12 protein-coding genes and 1 tRNA gene are annotated in these 15,598 nt (G+C 67.8%); 10 read left to right on the forward strand and 3 right to left on the reverse strand.

Annotation, left to right across the window (positions count from 1 at the left end):
• The first annotated feature begins 144 nt into the window (after positions 1 to 144).
• The 10 genes from ABNQ39_RS02390 (at position 145) to ABNQ39_RS02435 (ending at position 12,564) form a co-directional block, all read left to right on the forward strand.
• On the forward strand, positions 145 to 1,167 hold the full coding sequence (locus ABNQ39_RS02390; protein WP_376958631.1) for a TRAP transporter substrate-binding protein: 1,023 nt from the start codon (positions 145 to 147) through the stop codon (positions 1,165 to 1,167).
• Between the two features lie 262 nt (positions 1,168 to 1,429).
• Positions 1,430 to 1,999, forward strand: coding sequence for a TRAP transporter small permease (locus ABNQ39_RS02395; RefSeq protein WP_376958633.1), 570 nt, complete (start codon positions 1,430 to 1,432; stop codon positions 1,997 to 1,999).
• Positions 1,996 to 3,294, forward strand: coding sequence for a TRAP transporter large permease (locus ABNQ39_RS02400; protein ID WP_376958635.1), 1,299 nt, complete (start codon positions 1,996 to 1,998; stop codon positions 3,292 to 3,294). The genes ABNQ39_RS02395 and ABNQ39_RS02400 overlap by 4 nt, the downstream gene beginning before the upstream one ends.
• A 174-nt stretch (positions 3,295 to 3,468) precedes the next feature.
• Complete coding sequence (locus tag ABNQ39_RS02405) at positions 3,469 to 5,520, forward strand: molybdopterin oxidoreductase family protein (protein ID WP_376958637.1); 2,052 nt, start codon at positions 3,469 to 3,471, stop codon at positions 5,518 to 5,520.
• A 114-nt stretch (positions 5,521 to 5,634) separates the two neighbouring features.
• Positions 5,635 to 7,431 (forward strand): single-stranded-DNA-specific exonuclease RecJ, encoded by a 1,797-nt coding sequence (gene recJ / locus ABNQ39_RS02410; RefSeq protein WP_376958639.1) that lies wholly within the window; start codon positions 5,635 to 5,637, stop codon positions 7,429 to 7,431.
• A 108-nt stretch (positions 7,432 to 7,539) separates the two neighbouring features.
• Positions 7,540 to 7,615, forward strand: a tRNA-Glu gene (locus tag ABNQ39_RS02415).
• A 143-nt stretch (positions 7,616 to 7,758) separates the two neighbouring features.
• Positions 7,759 to 8,775: a tRNA dihydrouridine(20/20a) synthase DusA gene (gene dusA, locus ABNQ39_RS02420; protein ID WP_376958641.1), complete on the forward strand. Its 1,017-nt coding sequence runs from the start codon at positions 7,759 to 7,761 to the stop codon at positions 8,773 to 8,775.
• A gap of 342 nt (positions 8,776 to 9,117) precedes the next feature.
• Positions 9,118 to 10,539: a threonine synthase gene (gene thrC / locus ABNQ39_RS02425; RefSeq protein ID WP_376958643.1), complete on the forward strand. Its 1,422-nt coding sequence runs from the start codon at positions 9,118 to 9,120 to the stop codon at positions 10,537 to 10,539.
• Positions 10,536 to 11,795, forward strand: a complete 1,260-nt coding sequence (locus ABNQ39_RS02430) for a M16 family metallopeptidase (protein ID WP_376958644.1) — start codon at positions 10,536 to 10,538, stop codon at positions 11,793 to 11,795. Before thrC ends, ABNQ39_RS02430 begins: the two co-directional genes overlap by 4 nt.
• 178 nt (positions 11,796 to 11,973) lie before the next feature.
• Positions 11,974 to 12,564 (forward strand): GNAT family N-acetyltransferase, encoded by a 591-nt coding sequence (locus tag ABNQ39_RS02435; protein WP_376958646.1) that lies wholly within the window; start codon positions 11,974 to 11,976, stop codon positions 12,562 to 12,564.
• A gap of 30 nt (positions 12,565 to 12,594) precedes the next feature.
• Here the strand turns inward: ABNQ39_RS02435 and ABNQ39_RS02440 are convergent, their stop codons facing one another.
• The 3 genes from ABNQ39_RS02440 to ABNQ39_RS02450 form a co-directional block, all read right to left on the reverse strand.
• Positions 12,595 to 12,864 (reverse strand): hypothetical protein, encoded by a 270-nt coding sequence (locus ABNQ39_RS02440; RefSeq protein WP_376958648.1) that lies wholly within the window; start codon positions 12,862 to 12,864, stop codon positions 12,595 to 12,597.
• Between the two features lie 68 nt (positions 12,865 to 12,932).
• A complete protein-coding gene (locus tag ABNQ39_RS02445; RefSeq protein ID WP_109048868.1) occupies positions 12,933 to 14,327 on the reverse strand; it encodes a peptidoglycan -binding protein in 1,395 nt (464 codons plus the stop codon).
• 36 nt (positions 14,328 to 14,363) lie between these two features.
• On the reverse strand, positions 14,364 to 15,557 hold the full coding sequence (locus tag ABNQ39_RS02450) for a flagellar motor protein MotA (RefSeq protein ID WP_376958650.1): 1,194 nt from the start codon (positions 15,555 to 15,557) through the stop codon (positions 14,364 to 14,366).
• Positions 15,558 to 15,598 lie beyond the last annotated feature (41 nt).

Raw genomic sequence — 15,598 nt, forward strand, 5'->3', positions numbered from 1 at the left:
TGGCGGGACCGTACGAAAGTGGAATAGGCCGACTCTGCGGATATCCACAATAGCCGCAATTCGTCCGATCATGAACAATGCGCAACAAGTACGGGGCCGAACAGTCAGTCTCGTCTACAATGAATACCAGAGGGGGACGCACCTATGAAACTCGTGAAGCTTCTGTGCGCGGCGGCGGTCGGCTGCATGATGTCGGCGCCGATGGCGATTTCGACGGCCTGGGCCCAGGACCAGATCGTGATCAAGTTCAGCCACGTCGTCGCGCCGGAGACGCCGAAGGGCAAGGGTGCCGAGAAGTTCAAGGAACTGGCCGAGAAGCTGACCGCCGGCAAGGTGAAGATCGAGGTCTACCCGAACAGCCAGCTCTACAAGGACAAGGAAGAGCTTGAGGCGCTTCAGCTGGGCGCCGTGCAGATGCTGGCCCCGTCGCTGGCCAAGTTCGGCCCGCTGGGCGCCAAGGAATTCGAGGTCTTCGACCTGCCCTACATCTTCCCCAGCAAGGAAGTGCTCCAGCGCGTCACCAAGGGCGAGATCGGCAAGAGCCTGTTCAAGAAGCTGGAGTCCAAGGGCATCGTCGGTCTGGCCTATTGGGACAACGGCTTCAAGATCATGAGCGCCAACAAGCCGCTCATCAAGCCGGAGGACGTGAAGGGCCTGAAGATGCGCATCCAGTCGTCCAAGGTTCTGGACGCCCAGATGCGGGCGCTGGGCGCCCTGCCGCAGGTGATGGCCTTCTCCGAAGTGTACCAGGCGCTGCAAACCGGCGTCGTCGACGGCACGGAGAACCCGCCGTCCAACATGTACACCCAGAAGATGCACGAGGTTCAGAAGAACGCGACCCTGACCGACCACGGCTATCTCGGCTATGCGGTCATCGTGAACAAGAAGTTCTGGGAAGGCCTGCCCGCCGACGTCCGCGGCAAGCTGGAGGAGGCGATGAAGGAGGCGACCGACTACGCCAACGACATCGCCCAAAACGAGAACGACGTGGCGCTGGCCCAGATGAAGGCGTCCGGCAAGACCGAGTTCCACACCCAGACCAAGGAAGAGCGCGAGGCCTGGGTCAAGGCCCTGAAGCCGGTCCACAAGGACGCCGAAGCCCGCGTCGGCAAGGACCTGATCGAAGCGATCTACAAGGAATCGGCCGCGGCCGGCTTCAAGATGTAAGGGTTTGCGGACTGGTGGCTATTCCCTCTCCCCTCCGGGGAGAGGGTCAGGGTGAGAGGGTAGCGCAGGCGAAAGTCTGTGCCAGGGGATTGCCAAGGGGCAGCATGCCCCTTGGCGGCGCGCGAACGCGCGCCGGCCCCCTCACCCTCCCCACCGCTACGCGGCGGGTCCCCTCCCTCTCCCCGGGGGAGAGAGGGCTGGTCGCGGTTGCAGAATGTATGTGAATCCAAATCATCTCCGCCGACCGGGAGATTCCCCCGACATGCTTATGAAAATTCTCGACCGGCTTGAGGAGACGCTGATCGCGTCGCTCATGGCCGGGGCGACGCTCGTCATCTTCGCGTCCGTCGTCCACCGCTATTTCTCCGGCGTTCCCTACATCCAGGACTATGTGCTGCACTGGAACCTCGCCTGGGCGCAGGAGCTGTGCATCTACATGTTCGTGTGGATGGCGAAGTTCGGTGCCGCCTATGGCGTGCGCACCGGCATCCATGTGGGCGTCGACGTCATCATCAACCGGATGGAACCGCACCTGCGCAGCAAATTCGTGCTGTTCGGGCTGGGTGCCGGAGCGCTGTTCACCTTCATCGTCGGGTCGCTCGGCGCCCGCTTCGTCTACCACATCTCCGAGACCGAGCAGGTGTCGGCCGATCTGGAATGGCCGATGTGGATCATCTATCTGGCGGTGCCGCTCGGCTCCTACCTGATGTGCTTCCGCTTCCTCCAGGTCGCCTGGACCTTCATCCGCACCGGTGAACTGCCCCACCACGACCATGCCCAGGTCGACGGCATCGACCCGGTCGAAGCCGCCAAGGAAGGAGGCCCGGCATGAACGCCGCCATCATCTTCGGGCTGCTGCTGGCCCTCATGCTCACCGGCATGCCGATCTCCATCTCGCTCGGCCTGACGGTTCTGTCCTTCCTGTTCTTCATGACCGACGTGCCGATCGACGCCGTGGCCCTGAAGCTGTTCACCGGCATCGAGAAGTTCGAGATCATGGCGATCCCGTTCTTCATCCTGGCCGGCAACTTCCTGACCCATGGCGGCGTGGCGCGCCGCATGATCAACTTCGCCACCTCGATGGTCGGCCACTGGCATGGCGGCCTCGGCCTTGCCGGCGTGATGGCCTGCGCGCTGTTCGCGGCGGTGTCGGGCTCCAGCCCGGCCACGGTGGTCGCCATCGGCTCGATCATCCTGCCGGCCATGGTGGCGCAGGGCTTCCCGAAGAATTTCGGCGCTGGCATCGTCACCACCTCGGGTGCGCTCGGCATCCTGATCCCGCCGTCCATCGTGATGGTGATGTACTGCGTCGCCACCACCGGCCACCCGCAGGCCGCCTCCATCGGCCAGATGTTCATCGCCGGCGTGGTGCCGGGCATCATGCTGGCCTGCTTCCTCGGCTTCACCACCTGGTTCCGCGCCCGCAAGTTCGGCTATCCGCGCCTGCCCAAGGCCAGCTTTGCCCAGCGCATGCATGCCCTGCGCGAAAGCTTCTGGGGCCTGCTGCTGATCATCGTCGTCATGGGCGGCATCTACAGCGGCATCTTCACCCCGACGGAAGCGGCGGCGATGGCCGCGGTCTATGCCTTCGTCGTCGCGGTCTTCGTCTACAAGGACATGCCGCTCCGCCGCGTGCCGAAGGTGCTGCTGGACAGCGCCAGCATGTCGGCGATGCTGCTCTACATCATCACCAACGCGGTGCTCTTCTCCTTCCTGATGACGTCGGAGCAGATCCCGCAGAACATGGCGGCCTGGATCCTCGACCAGAACATGGGCGTGTGGGTCTTCCTGCTGGTGGTGAACATCATCCTGCTGGCCGCCGGCAACTTCATGGAGCCGTCGTCCATCGTCCTGATCATGGCGCCGATCCTGTTCCCGGTCGCCATGAAGCTGGGCATCGACCCGGTGCATTTCGGCATCCTGATCATCGTGAACATGGAAGTCGGCATGTGCCACCCGCCGGTGGGCCTGAACCTCTACGTCGCCTCGGGCATCACCAAGATGGGCATCACCGAGCTGACGGTGGCGGTGTGGCCGTGGCTGCTGACGATGCTGATCTTCCTCGGCCTCATCACCTATGTCCCGGCGATCACGCTGTGGTTCCCGCGCCTGCTCGGCTTCATGTAAAGCCGCAAGTCGTCAGGGGGTTCTCCCGCTAAAATCGGCAGGGGCCGCGAAGTCCGGACAAGGGACTTCGCGGCCCCGCTTTTTTGTACCCATACATTGTTGCGCATTGAAGCCGGCGCGGGGCAGGGCCTAAACTTCGGCCTTCCCCGCCGCCAGCCAGACCAGAGGTTAGCCTTGTCGGCCCAGTTTCTGCCCACCGCCTGTCCGCACGATTGCCCCAGCACCTGCGCGCTGGAGGTGGAACGCCTCGCCCCCGACCGCATCGGCAAGGTGCGCGGTGCCGCCGAGAACAGCTACACCGCCGGCGTCATCTGCGCGAAGGTCAGCCGCTATGCCGAGCGCGTGCATGCGCCGGACCGGCTGAAGACCCCGTTGCTGCGGACCGGCCCCAAGGGCTCCGGCCAGTGGAAAGAAATCGGCTGGGACGAGGCGCTGGACCGCATCGCCGACGCCTTCCTGACCGCCGAGCGCACCCATGGCGCGGAAGCGGTCTGGCCCTATTTCTACGCCGGGACCATGGGTTTGGTGCAGCGCGGCGGCATCCAGCGCCTGCGCCATGCCAAGGGCTATTCGCGCCAGACCAGCACGGTGTGCGACACGCCGGCCAACATGGGCTGGCTCGCCGGCTATGGCGACATCCGCGGCGCCGACCCGCGCGAGATGGCGGAGAGCGACCTGATCGTCAACTGGGGCGGCAACCCGGTGGCGACCCAGGTCAACGTGATGACCCATGTCAGCCGCGCCCGCAAAGGCCGCGGGGCAAAGCTGGTCACCATCGACCCCTACCGCACCGGCACCGCCGAAGTCTCCGACCTGCACCTGATGCTGCGGCCGGGCACCGACGGGGCGCTGGCCTGCGCGGTGATGCATGTGCTGTTCCGCGACGGTTACGCCGACCGCGCCTATCTGGCCCGGCTGGCCGGCGACACCACGGCGCTGGAGACGCATCTCGCCAGCCGCACACCGGAATGGGCGGCGGCCATCACCGGCCTGACGGTGGCGGAGATCGAGGAGTTCGCCCGCCTCTACGGCACCACCAAGCGCAGCTACCTGCGCGTCGGCTACGGCCTGTCGCGCGCCCACAACGGCGCGGCGCAGGTCCATGCCGTGTCCTGCCTGCCGGTGGTCACCGGCGCCTGGCAGAACAAGGGCGGCGGCGCGCTCTACTGCTCGTCCGGCATCTACAAGCTGGACAAGACCCTGTCGGAGGGGCTGGACCGCCTCGACAAGTCGGTGCGCAGCTTCGACCAGTCGCGCATCGGCGCGGTGCTGACCGGCGACCCGCGCGACCTGACCAGCGGCCCGCCGGTGACGGCGATGCTGATCCAGAACACCAACCCGGTGACGATCTGCCCGGATTCCAACCGCGTCCGCCAGGGCTTCCTGCGCGAGGATCTGTTCGTGGCTGTGCATGAGCAGTTCATGACCGACACGGCCAAGCTGGCCGATCTGGTGATCCCCGCCACCACCTTCCTGGAGCATGACGACATCTACCGCGGCGGCGGCCAGATGCACATCCTGATCGGCCGCAAGGTGATCGAGCCGCAATTCGAGGCGCGCGAGAACCACTGGGTCATTAGCGAACTCGCCCGCCGGGTCGGCGCCGAGCATACCGGTTTCGGCATGACCGCGCTGGAGATCATCGACGCCATGCTGAAGGCGTCCGACCTCGGCGACGCGGCGACCCTGACCGCCGACCGCTGGATCGACGCCCAGCCCGATTTCGAGACCTCGCATTTCCTCAACGGCTTCGCCCATCCCGACGCCAAGTTCCGCTTTGCCCCCGACTGGGCGGCGCTCGGTCCCTATGGCGGCATGCCGGAGCTGCCGGACCACATGCCCCCCGCCCGCGACGCCGATGCCGAGCATCCGTTCCGTCTCGTCACCGCCCCGGCGCGCCAGTTCCTCAACACCTCCTTCACCGAGACGCTGACCGCCCAGAAGCGCGAGGGCCGACCCACCGCGCTGATCCACCCGGACGATGCCGCCGGGCTGGCTCTGGCCGACGGCGACGCGGTGCGGCTGGGTAACCAGCAGGGCAGCGTGGTGGTCCATGCCAAGCCCTTCGCCGGTGTGCCGCGCGGCGTGGTGATCGTCGAGGGCATCTGGCCCAACAGTGCCTTCGTCGAGGGCATGGGCATCAACAGCCTGACCTCGCCGGAACCGGTGCCGCCGGCCGGCGGTGCGGCCTTCCACGACACCGCGGTGTGGATGCGGGCGGCGTAAGCCACCCGCTTCCACACCCCCCACATCCCACCCCTGCCCATACCCACCCGTGCGCCGCGCGCCCATCTCTGTTATGGCTGTGCCCCCATCCCAGAGAGACCGTGCCGCACCGCCATGACCGAGCCCGCCGCCTTCCTCAACGTCGCCGCCTCCCTGTCCGGCAAGCGCTGGCAGGCGCGGCCCTGCGACGAGCGGCAGGCGCAGGCGCTCACCCAGGGTCGCGGGTTGCCGGAGATCGTCGGCCGGGTGCTGGCCGCCCGCGGCGTCACCGAGGAGAGTTGCGAAACCTTCCTCAACCCGACGCTGAAGGCCCTGCTGCCCGATCCGTCGCGCTTCCGCGACATGGATCCGGCGGCCGAGCGCATTGCGCGGGCCATCCGCGACGGTGAGCCGGTGGCCGTCTTCGGCGACTACGATGTCGACGGCGCCACCTCTGCCGCGCTGCTGCGCCGCTTCTTCCGCGCGCTCGGCGCCGACATCCGCGTCTATGTCCCCGACCGCATCACCGAGGGCTACGGCCCCAACGCTCCGGCGCTGCTTCGCCTGAAAGGGGAGGGGGTGCGGCTGGTGGTGACGGTCGATTGCGGCATTTCCGCCTTCGCGGCGCTGGAGGCGGCGGCCGAGGCCGGGCTGGATGTCGTCGTGCTCGATCACCATGCCGCCGAACCGCGCCTGCCGCCCGCCGTCGCGCTGGTCAACCCCAACCGGCTGGACGAAGACGGCGCCTACCGTACCCTCTGCGCCGCCGGTGTGACCTTCATCACCATCGTCGCCATCAACCGCGTGCTTCGCCAGTCCGGTTTCTACCGCGACCGGGCGGAGCCCAACCTGATGGAATGGCTCGACATCGTGGCGCTCGGCACGGTGTGCGACGTGGTGCCGCTGACCGGTTTGAACCGCGCGCTGGTGGCGCAGGGGCTGAAGGTGATGGCGCGGCGTGCCAACCCCGGCCTCGCCGCCCTGTCCGACGTGGCGGGGGTGAAGGAGAAGCCGGACGCCTACCATGCCGGCTATGTCCTGGGGCCCCGCGTGAATGCCGGCGGCCGGGTGGGGGCGTCCGACCTCGGCGCCCGCCTGCTCTCCACCGACGATCCCATCGAGGCGATGGAACTGGCCCAGCGGCTTGAGGGCCACAACGCCGAGCGCCGGACCATCGAGCAGGCGGTCCTTGACGAGGCGCTGGAGCGCGTTGCCGCCGAGGCCGGGCGCACGACCGATCTGGTCTTCGTCACCGGTGTCGGCTGGCACCCCGGCGTCATCGGCATCGTCGCCGCCCGGCTGAAGGAGCGCTACAGCCGCCCGGCCTGCGTGGTGGCGCTGGAGGAAACCGCCGACGGCACCGTCATCGGCAAGGCGTCGGGCCGCTCGGTGCGCGGCGTCGATCTCGGCGCGGCGGTCATCGCCGCCCGGCAGGAGGGTCTGCTGCTGGCCGGCGGCGGCCACCGCATGGCGGCGGGCTTCACCGTGGCCGGTGACAAGATCGACGCGCTGCGTGACTTCCTGCACAGCCGCATCTCCGAACAGGTGGCGTCCGCCCCGCTGGTGCCGACGCTGGAACTGGACGGCGCCCTGTCGGTCGGCGGCGCCAGCGTCGGTCTGGTGACGACGCTCGACAAGCTCGGTCCCTACGGCACCGGCAACGCCGAACCGCGCTTCGCCATCGCCGATGCCCGCGTCGTGCGCGCCGACGTGGTGGGCGCCAACCATGTCCGCTGCATCCTGCAAGGCAACGACGGCGCCCGGCTGAAGGCCATCGCCTTCCGCGCGCTCGACAGCGACATGGGCCAGGCCCTGCTGACCGGCCGCGGCACCCCGTTCCACCTTGCCGGCGTGCTGCGCATCGACCGCTGGAACGGTTCGGAAGGGGTCCAGCTGCTGATCGACGACGCGGCACCGGCGCGCTCGGCCTGAGCGTCGGCAAGGCGTTGGGCGGGCAGGGCGCAAAAAGTATCGGAGGATGCAAAAAAGCGCTTGCGCTGCGCGGCTCCGATCTTTAGAAAGCGCGTCACCGCGAACGACGTCCCCGTCGTCTAGAGGCCTAGGACACCGCCCTTTCACGGCGGCGACACGGGTTCGACTCCCGTCGGGGACGCCATCTTCTCGAAGATGCGCGACAAGCTTAGAAGGCCCGGCTGTATAGCCGGGCCTTTTGCTTTTGGCGGAATTTGTGCCCGGCGGTTGCCCGCCGATCCCGTTTCGCCCATCCTGATTTTTCCGGCCGCAGCAGAGCTGACCGCGATGACCGCTCCGAACCTCATCACCCCCGCCATCCCCCTCAGCGTCGCCCCGATGATGGACTGGACCGATCGGCATTGCCGGTACTTCCACCGTCTGCTGTCGCGCTCGACCCTGCTCTATACCGAGATGGTGACCACGGGCGCCGTGCTGCATGGCGACCGCGAGCGGCTGCTGGGCTTCGATGCGGAGGAGCATCCGGTGGCGCTCCAGCTCGGCGGATCGGACCCGGCGGATCTCGCCGCCTGCGCCCGCATCGTGGAAGAGTGGGGCTATGACGAGGTCAACCTCAACGTCGGCTGCCCCAGCGACCGCGTGCAGTCCGGCCGCTTCGGCGCCTGCCTGATGGCGGAGCCCGATCTGGTCGCCCGGCTGGTCGGCGCCATGCGCGACGCCGTGTCGATCCCGGTCACCGTCAAGTCGCGCATCGCCATCGACGAGATGGAGGAATGGCCGACGCTCGACCATTTCATCCGCACCGTCTCCGCCGCCGGCTGCACCCACTTCATCGTCCATGCCCGCAAGGCCTGGCTGAAGGGCCTCAGCCCCAAGGAGAACCGGGACATCCCGCCGCTGCGCTACGACCTCGTCCACCGGCTGAAGGCGGAATACCCGCATCTCACCATCGCCATCAACGGCGGCATCCGCACGCTGGACGAGGCCGAGGAGCATCTCTGCACCCTCGACAGCGTGATGATCGGCCGCGCCGCCTACGAGACGCCCTATCTGCTGGCCGACGCCGACCGACGCCTGATGGGCCGGGAGCCCGGACCCGACCGCCATGCGGTGATCGGGGCGATGCTGCCCTACATCGAGGCGCGGATGACGCGCGGCACGCCGCTGTCCAGCATCACCCGCCACATGCTGGGCCTGTTCCAGGGACTGCCCGGCGCCCGTGCCTACCGCCGCCACATCGCGGAGAACGCCCACCGCCCCGGTGCCGGTCCGGAGGTCCTGGAGCATGCCGCCTCGCTGGTGCGCCGCCGTGGTGCCGACGAGGCGGTCGAGGAGGCCGCGTGAGAGGTTCGGGCCGGGATGGATGGAACGTTTCCGGGAAACCGTTTCATGCTGTTCCACACCGTCCATCCGGAGCCGCCGGCGAAGAGGCCGGTCGGGCTGGAACGATGGAACGTTTCCGGAAAACCGTTTCACGTTGTTCCATGCCGTCCGTCCGGAGCCGGCGGGGAACGGGTCGGTCAGGATGGAACGTTTCCGGAAACCTGTTTCACGATGTTCCGAACCTGCCATCCCCGGCCATCGGACGCCCCCACCATCGGGAATATGCGCCGTGCGTCCCGCACCGCTTGCGTGCGGGCGGGGTCCTCGCTAACTATGCCCACTTCATCGGACGGAGTGTAAGCGGTGCGGTACGTCAGCACGCGGGGCGCGGCCCCGGTCTTGGGTTTCGAAGACGTCCTTCTTGCCGGGCTGGCGCGCGACGGCGGCCTCTATGTGCCGGAGACCTGGCCGCAGTTCACGGCCGACGACATCCGCGCCATGCGCGGGCTGCCCTACAGCGAGATCGCCGTCCGGGTGATGCTGCCCTTCCTGGGCGGTTCCATTGCCGAGGACGAATTCCGCGCCATCGTCCGTGACGCCTATGCCAGCTTCGACCATGCCGCGGTGACCCCGCTGGTGCAGGTCGATCCGGCCACCTGGGTGCTGGAGCTGTTCCACGGGCCCACGCTCGCCTTCAAGGACGTGGCTCTGCAACTGCTCGGCCGCCTGTTCGACCATGTGCTGACCAAGCGCGGGCAGCGGGTGACCATCGTCGGCGCCACCTCCGGCGACACCGGCTCGGCCGCCATCGAGGCCTGCCGCGACCGCCAGAACGTCGACATCTTCATCCTGCATCCCAAGGGCCGCACCTCCGAGGTGCAGCGCCGGCAGATGACCAGCGTGCTGTCGTCCAACGTCCACAACATCGCGCTGGACGGCACTTTCGACGACTGCCAGGACCTCGTGAAGGCGATGTTCAACGACGGCGCCTTCCGCGACCGGATGGGGCTGTCGGCGGTGAACTCGATCAACTGGGCCCGCATCATGGCCCAGATCGTCTATTATTTCACCGCCGCGGTGGCGCTGGGCGCCCCGGACCGCAAGCTCGACTTCACCGTGCCGACCGGCAATTTCGGCAACGTCTATGCCGCCTATGGCGCCCGCTCCATGGGGCTGCCGATCGAGACGCTGGTGGTCGGTTCCAACAGCAACGACATCCTGGCGCGCTTTTTCGCCAGTGGGAGCATGGTCGCGACGCCCGTCGTGCCTACCTTGTCTCCCAGCATGGACATCCAGATCTCTTCCAACTTCGAACGGCTGCTGTTCGACCTGCTCGACCGCGACGGCACCGCGGTGACGGAGGCGCTGAACCGCTTCCGCACCGAGGGCAAGTTCGCGGTGACCGACGCGCAGCTCGCCCGCGCGCTGGCCATCTTCTCCGGCCACCGGGTGGACGAGGCCGCCACCATGGCGACCATCGCCGAGGTGTGGAAGGACAGCCTGTATCTGCTGGACCCGCACACGGCGGTCGGCATCGGGGCGGCCAAGGCGGCGGTTGCCGCCGGCCGTGTCGATCCGTCCGTTCCCATGGTGGTTCTCGCCACCGCCCATCCCGCCAAGTTCCCCGACGCGGTGGAAAAGGCGACCGGCCGCCGGCCGGACCTGCCGCCGCGCCTGTCCGATCTTTATGTGCGCGAGGAGCGCCTGTCCGACCTGCCGAACGATCTGGCGGCGGTCCAGGACTTCGTCACCAAGCGCGCCCGCGCCGCCCAGGAGGCCGCATGAGTTCCATTCGTGTGACGACGTTGCCCAACGGGCTTCGCGTCGCGACCGACACCATGCCCGACGTGCAGTCCGTTTCGCTCGGCTGCTGGGTCGGGGTTGGTACCCGCAACGAGGCGGCGAGCGTCAACGGCGTCGCCCACCTCGTCGAGCATATGCTGTTCAAGGGCACCCGGCGCCGTTCGGCCTTCCGCATCTCCGAGGAGATCGAGAATGTCGGCGGCCAGCTGAACGCCTACACCACCCGCGAGCAGACCGCCTATTACGCCAAGGTCCTGCACGAGGATGCGCCGCTGGCGCTCGACATCCTGTCCGACATGATCCAGCACTCCATGCTGGACGCCGAGGAGCTGGTGCGCGAGCGCACGGTGGTGTTGCAGGAGATCGGCCAGAGCGCCGACACGCCCGACGACATCATCTTCGACCATTTCCAGTCCACCGCCTATCCGGGCCAGGCCATCGGCCGTCCGGTGCTGGGCTCGGCGGAGATCGTAGGATCCCTGCCGCGCGAGGCGCTGGTCGACTACATCGCCGGCCATTACGGCGCCCCCGGCATGGTGCTGAGCGCCGCCGGCCGGATCGAGCATGACCGGATGGTCGACCTCGCATTCAAGGCCTTCGGCGACTTGCCGAGCGGTGCCCCGCCCAAGCCGGAAACCGCCCGCTACACCGGCGGCGACTTCCGCGAGGACCGCGACCTGGAGCAGATGCACCTCGTGCTCGGCTTCGACGGGGTGGGGGTGCACGACCCCGACTTCTACGCCCACTCGGTGCTCTCCACCCTGCTGGGCGGCGGCATGTCGTCCCGCCTGTTCCAGGAGGTCCGGGAGAAGCGCGGGCTGGTCTATTCCATCTACACCTTCACCGGCGGCTACCATGACGGCGGCCTCTTCGGCGTCTATGCCGGCACCGGCGAGGACGAGGTGGCGGAGCTGGTCCCCGTCGTCTGCGACGAGATCGCCAAGGTCGGCGCCGACGTCACCGAGGACGAAGTCGCCCGTGCCCGCGCTCAGTTGAAGGCCGGCACGCTGATGGCGCTGGAAAGCACCATGTCGCGCTGCGAGCAGCTGGGTCAGCAGATCCTGATCTACGACCGCCCGGTTCCGGTGGACGAGATCGTGGCGAAGATCGACGGCGTCGACCGCGAGTCCGTGGTCAAGGCGGCGTCCCGCCTGCGCGCCAGCCGTCCAACCGTGGCCGCTCTCGGTCCCATCGCCAAGCTGGAAAGCTACGACCGGATCGCGGAGCGTCTCGCCTGACGATGAAGACGGTGGCGGTCCCCACTTCCCACCCGCACTCTTCTCCCTCTCCCCCCCGGGGAGAGGGTCGGGGTGAGGGGGATGCATTGCGTGGATCGTTCGGCTGGCGGATCCCCCTCACCCTAACCCTCTCCCCAGGGGGGAGAGGGGATGGAAAGGTGGGAAGGGTGGTCGCTCAATGATCCGCCTCCTCGGCAGCGGCCTCATCGGCCCTCCTGCGATCCGGCTCGACGGATCGCATTGCTACATCCGGCCGCCTTTGCCCCGCGACTGGCGGGAGTGGGCCGATCTCCGTGCGACCTCGCGTGGATTCCTGACGCCGTGGGAACCCACTTGGCCGGCCGATGCCCTGACCCGCACCGCCTTCGCCCGGCGGCTGCGGCGGCAGGCGCAGGAATGGCGGGATGATCTCGGCTACAGCTTCCTGATCTTCGACCGGGGGACCGACGCGCTGGTCGGCGGGCTCGGCCTCACCAACATCCGCCGCGGCGTGGCGCAGATGGGGACTCTCGGCTACTGGGCCGGGCAGCCCTACGCCCGCAACGGCTATGTCTCCGGCGGCACCCGGCTGGCCCTGGAGTTCGCCTTCGGCCAGCTCGGACTGCACCGGGTCGAGGCCGCCTGCCTGCCGACCAACCTGCCGAGCCGCGGCCTGTTGGAAAAGGTCGGCTTCACCCACGAGGGCTATGCCCGCGGTTACCTGCGCATCGACGGCGCATGGCGCGACCATGTCCTCTACGCCATCCTGCGGGAGGAGTGGCAGGCCTAGACCGGGCCGCTCCATCCCGCTCGGCAGCGCTTACTTCGACGGCTGGTTGTTGCCGTGCTGGTCCTGCTGCTGCTCGGCCTGCTTCTTGGTGGCCTCATCCTTCTTCTTGGCTTCGTGGTGGCCGACCGCGCAGCCGAGCGCGGCGCCGGCCACCCCATGGCCCGATCCGACCATATGGCCGGCGACGCCGCCGACGGCGGCGCCCTTTACGCATCCCTTCGCCTCGGCCGGGTGGGGCAGGGCGGCGATGCCGCCGGCCAGGACCGCGACCAACAAGGCGGCAAAGACAGTCTTCATCATGGCTGGTTCCTCATGTCGACACGAGCGTCGATGGAAGGAAAACAGCCATCCGCGCGGCGGGGTTCCGTTCAGCGCTGGTCCAGCTTGATCTCGATGCGGCGATTCTTCGCCAGCGCCTCGTCCGAGGTGCCGGGATCGATGGGCTGGAACTCACCGAAAGCGGCGGCAGCCAGCCGCTCCGCCGGGATGCCCTGGTCGATCAGGAACTTGACCACCGACAGCGCGCGGGCTGAAGAAAGTTCCCAGTTGGAAGCGAACTGGAAGCGCACCGGCTTGATGTCGGTATGGCCGTCCACCCGCAGGACCCAGTTGATGTCGGAGGGGATCGCCTTGCCGATCTCGATCAGGGTACGGGCGAGGTCGGCCAGCCGCTGCTTGCCGGCCTCCTCCAGCGTGGCGGACCCGGACGGGAACAGCAGTTCCGACTGGAAGACGAAGCGGTCGCCGACGATCCGCACGTCGGGCCGGCTGCCCAGCGCCTCGCGGACGCGGCCGAAGAACTCCGACTTGTAGCGGGCGAGGTCCTGGACCTTGGCGGCGAGCGCCTGATTGAGCCGGGCGCCCAGTTCGGCGATCTGCACCTTCTGCTCCGCCGACGCCTTCTCAGACGTCTCCAGCGCCGCACCGATGCGGGCGAGCTGGTCGCGGAGCGCCAGAAGCTGCTGGTTCAGCAGGTCGATCTGCTGCTTGCTCTTTGTGCCTTCGGCCTGCTCGCCGGTCAGGGAGGCCATCAGGTCGCGGATGCGCAGATCGCGCTGTTCCAGGTCCTTCTGCGCCTGGGTGCGGCTGCCGGCCAACTGAGACTCCAGCCCCTTCAGGCGGATGTCGCGCTGGTCGATCTCCTTCTGCGCCAGCATCGTCTTCTCGGTGGCCGATGCCAGCTCCGATTCCAGGGCCTTGGCCCGGTCACGGGTGGTGCCGAGTTCGGCCAGCAGGGCTTGGCGCTGCTGTTCGGTCAGCTTGGTCGCAGCCATGGCGGCGGCCAGTTCGCCTTCCAGTTTCTGCCGGGCGTCGCGCAGGGCCTTGATGTCGGCCTGGAGGCTGAGGATTTCCTTCAGCTTGAGGTCCAGGGTCTCGCGGTCGACGCGGACGTTGCGCTGGAGTTCCTCCAGCGTACGGGCGGTGCGGTCGCGGTCCTCCTGAACCTGGCTCAGCTTCAGGGTCATGTCGTCGCGGGTGGTGACCGAGGTCTGAAGCTCGGTCGACAGCTGGGTGATGTTGACGCGCAGGTCGGCGTTGGCGTCGCGCTCCATCGCCAGCAGGTCGTTCATCTCCGCGATCTTGTGGTTCAGCGCGGTCAACTGCTCGTCGCGGCCGGTCAGGGCGGTGGCGAGATAGAACTGCGCCACGACGAAGACCATCAGCAGGAAGATGACGACCATCACCAGCGACGAGAGGGCGTCGACCCAGCCGGGCCATGCGCTGGCGTCGCGGTGGCCGTTGCGGCGGCTGATGCTGGCCATGGGTGCTCCCGGCGTTGGCCTATGGTGGTCTGGGTATCAGCGCGGCTGCTGGTCGGCTTCTTCGGCAAGCGCGGCGATGGTGCGGGCCAGCAGCTTGATCTCGCTGCGGATCTCCTGCACCGCCTGGACCCGGCCGTTGGACGATTCCTCGACGATGCGGGCGAGGTAGATGTCCATATTGCGCAGATGCTGGCGCGAGGCGTCGTCGAAACCGGCGCCGGAATTTTCCGCCAGCCGGTCGAGCAGTCCCTTCACCTCCAGCTGGTTCTCGCCAAGGCGCAGGAGGAGCTGCTGTTCGGCCCGCATATGGTCGGTCAGGCTCGACAGCCGCTCGGTCAGCGCCATCAAATTGGCATTGGCGGCGCGGCGGCCTTCTTCGGCGGTGGCGACGGTGCGCTGGAGCGAATCGAGGTTCTCGGCGGTCTGCTCCAGCAGGGCGGTCAGATAGGCCGACGCGGCATGGTCGCCCGACTCGAGCCCGCCGGCGGCCCCGCTCGACAGGCGGGTGGCGCTGGACAGCCAGTCCTCCAAATCTTGGAAGAAGCGGTTGTGGGCCTGGCTGGCCTGGAGTTCGAGGAAGCCCAGCACCAGCGATCCGGCCAGACCGAACAGCGAGGAGGAGAAGGCGGTGCCCATGCCGACCAGCGGCGCTTCCAGCCCCTGTTGCAGACGGGAGAACATGCTGCCGACATCGCCGCCCTGCACCGACAGGCTGCCGATGACGCCGCCGACCGACTGCACGGTGTGCAGCAGGCCCCAGAAGGTGCCGAGCAGGCCGAGGAAAATCAGCAGGCCGATCAGATAGCGCGACAACTCCCGCGACTCGTCGAGGCGCGAGGCGATGCCGTCCAGCATCGAGCGCATCGACAGGGCCGACAGGGTCAGCCGGCCGCGCCGCTCGCCCAGCATGCGGGCCATCGGCGCCAGCAGCACCGGCTCCTGCAGGGTGGCCGGGGCGACGCCGCTCTGGTACTGCTCCAGCCACGCCACTTCCGGGCGGAGCATCAGGACCTGCCGGAAGATGAAGGCGATGCCGGCGAGCAAGGTCGCCAGGATGACGCCGTTCAGCGGCGCGTTGTTGAGGAAGGCCGAGCGCAAGGCGGGGAACAGCAGGCCGGTCACCGCGCAGACCACGACCAGGAACAGGATCATCCGGGTCAGGAACCGCTCCGGGCGTGTCATGAGGGCGGATACCTCCTGCGGTCGGGTCGTCGGGATTATGGCGGTCATGATGCTCCGAAGGGGTGTTCCGATCAGACCTCGCGCACGGT

The sequence above is a fragment of the Azospirillum sp. A26 genome, from assembly GCF_042604635.1.
GTDB classification, from domain to species: Bacteria; Pseudomonadota; Alphaproteobacteria; order Azospirillales; family Azospirillaceae; genus Azospirillum; species Azospirillum palustre.

Excerpts from the sequence above, each read along its gene's own strand:
- ABNQ39_RS02395 (WP_376958633.1), top strand. The coding sequence starts at position 1,430 with ATGCTTATGAAAATTCTCGACCGGCTTGAGGAGACGCTGATCGCGTCG.
- ABNQ39_RS02435 (WP_376958646.1), top strand. The coding sequence starts at position 11,974 with ATGATCCGCCTCCTCGGCAGCGGCCTCATCGGCCCTCCTGCGATCCGG.
- ABNQ39_RS02390 (WP_376958631.1), top strand. The coding sequence starts at position 145 with ATGAAACTCGTGAAGCTTCTGTGCGCGGCGGCGGTCGGCTGCATGATG.
- ABNQ39_RS02450 (WP_376958650.1), bottom strand. The coding sequence starts at position 15,557 with ATGACCGCCATAATCCCGACGACCCGACCGCAGGAGGTATCCGCCCTC.
- ABNQ39_RS02430 (WP_376958644.1), top strand. The coding sequence starts at position 10,536 with ATGAGTTCCATTCGTGTGACGACGTTGCCCAACGGGCTTCGCGTCGCG.
- ABNQ39_RS02440 (WP_376958648.1), bottom strand. The coding sequence starts at position 12,864 with ATGATGAAGACTGTCTTTGCCGCCTTGTTGGTCGCGGTCCTGGCCGGC.
- dusA (WP_376958641.1), top strand. The coding sequence starts at position 7,759 with ATGACCGCTCCGAACCTCATCACCCCCGCCATCCCCCTCAGCGTCGCC.
- ABNQ39_RS02400 (WP_376958635.1), top strand. The coding sequence starts at position 1,996 with ATGAACGCCGCCATCATCTTCGGGCTGCTGCTGGCCCTCATGCTCACC.
- ABNQ39_RS02445 (WP_109048868.1), bottom strand. The coding sequence starts at position 14,327 with ATGGCCAGCATCAGCCGCCGCAACGGCCACCGCGACGCCAGCGCATGG.
- recJ (WP_376958639.1), top strand. The coding sequence starts at position 5,635 with ATGACCGAGCCCGCCGCCTTCCTCAACGTCGCCGCCTCCCTGTCCGGC.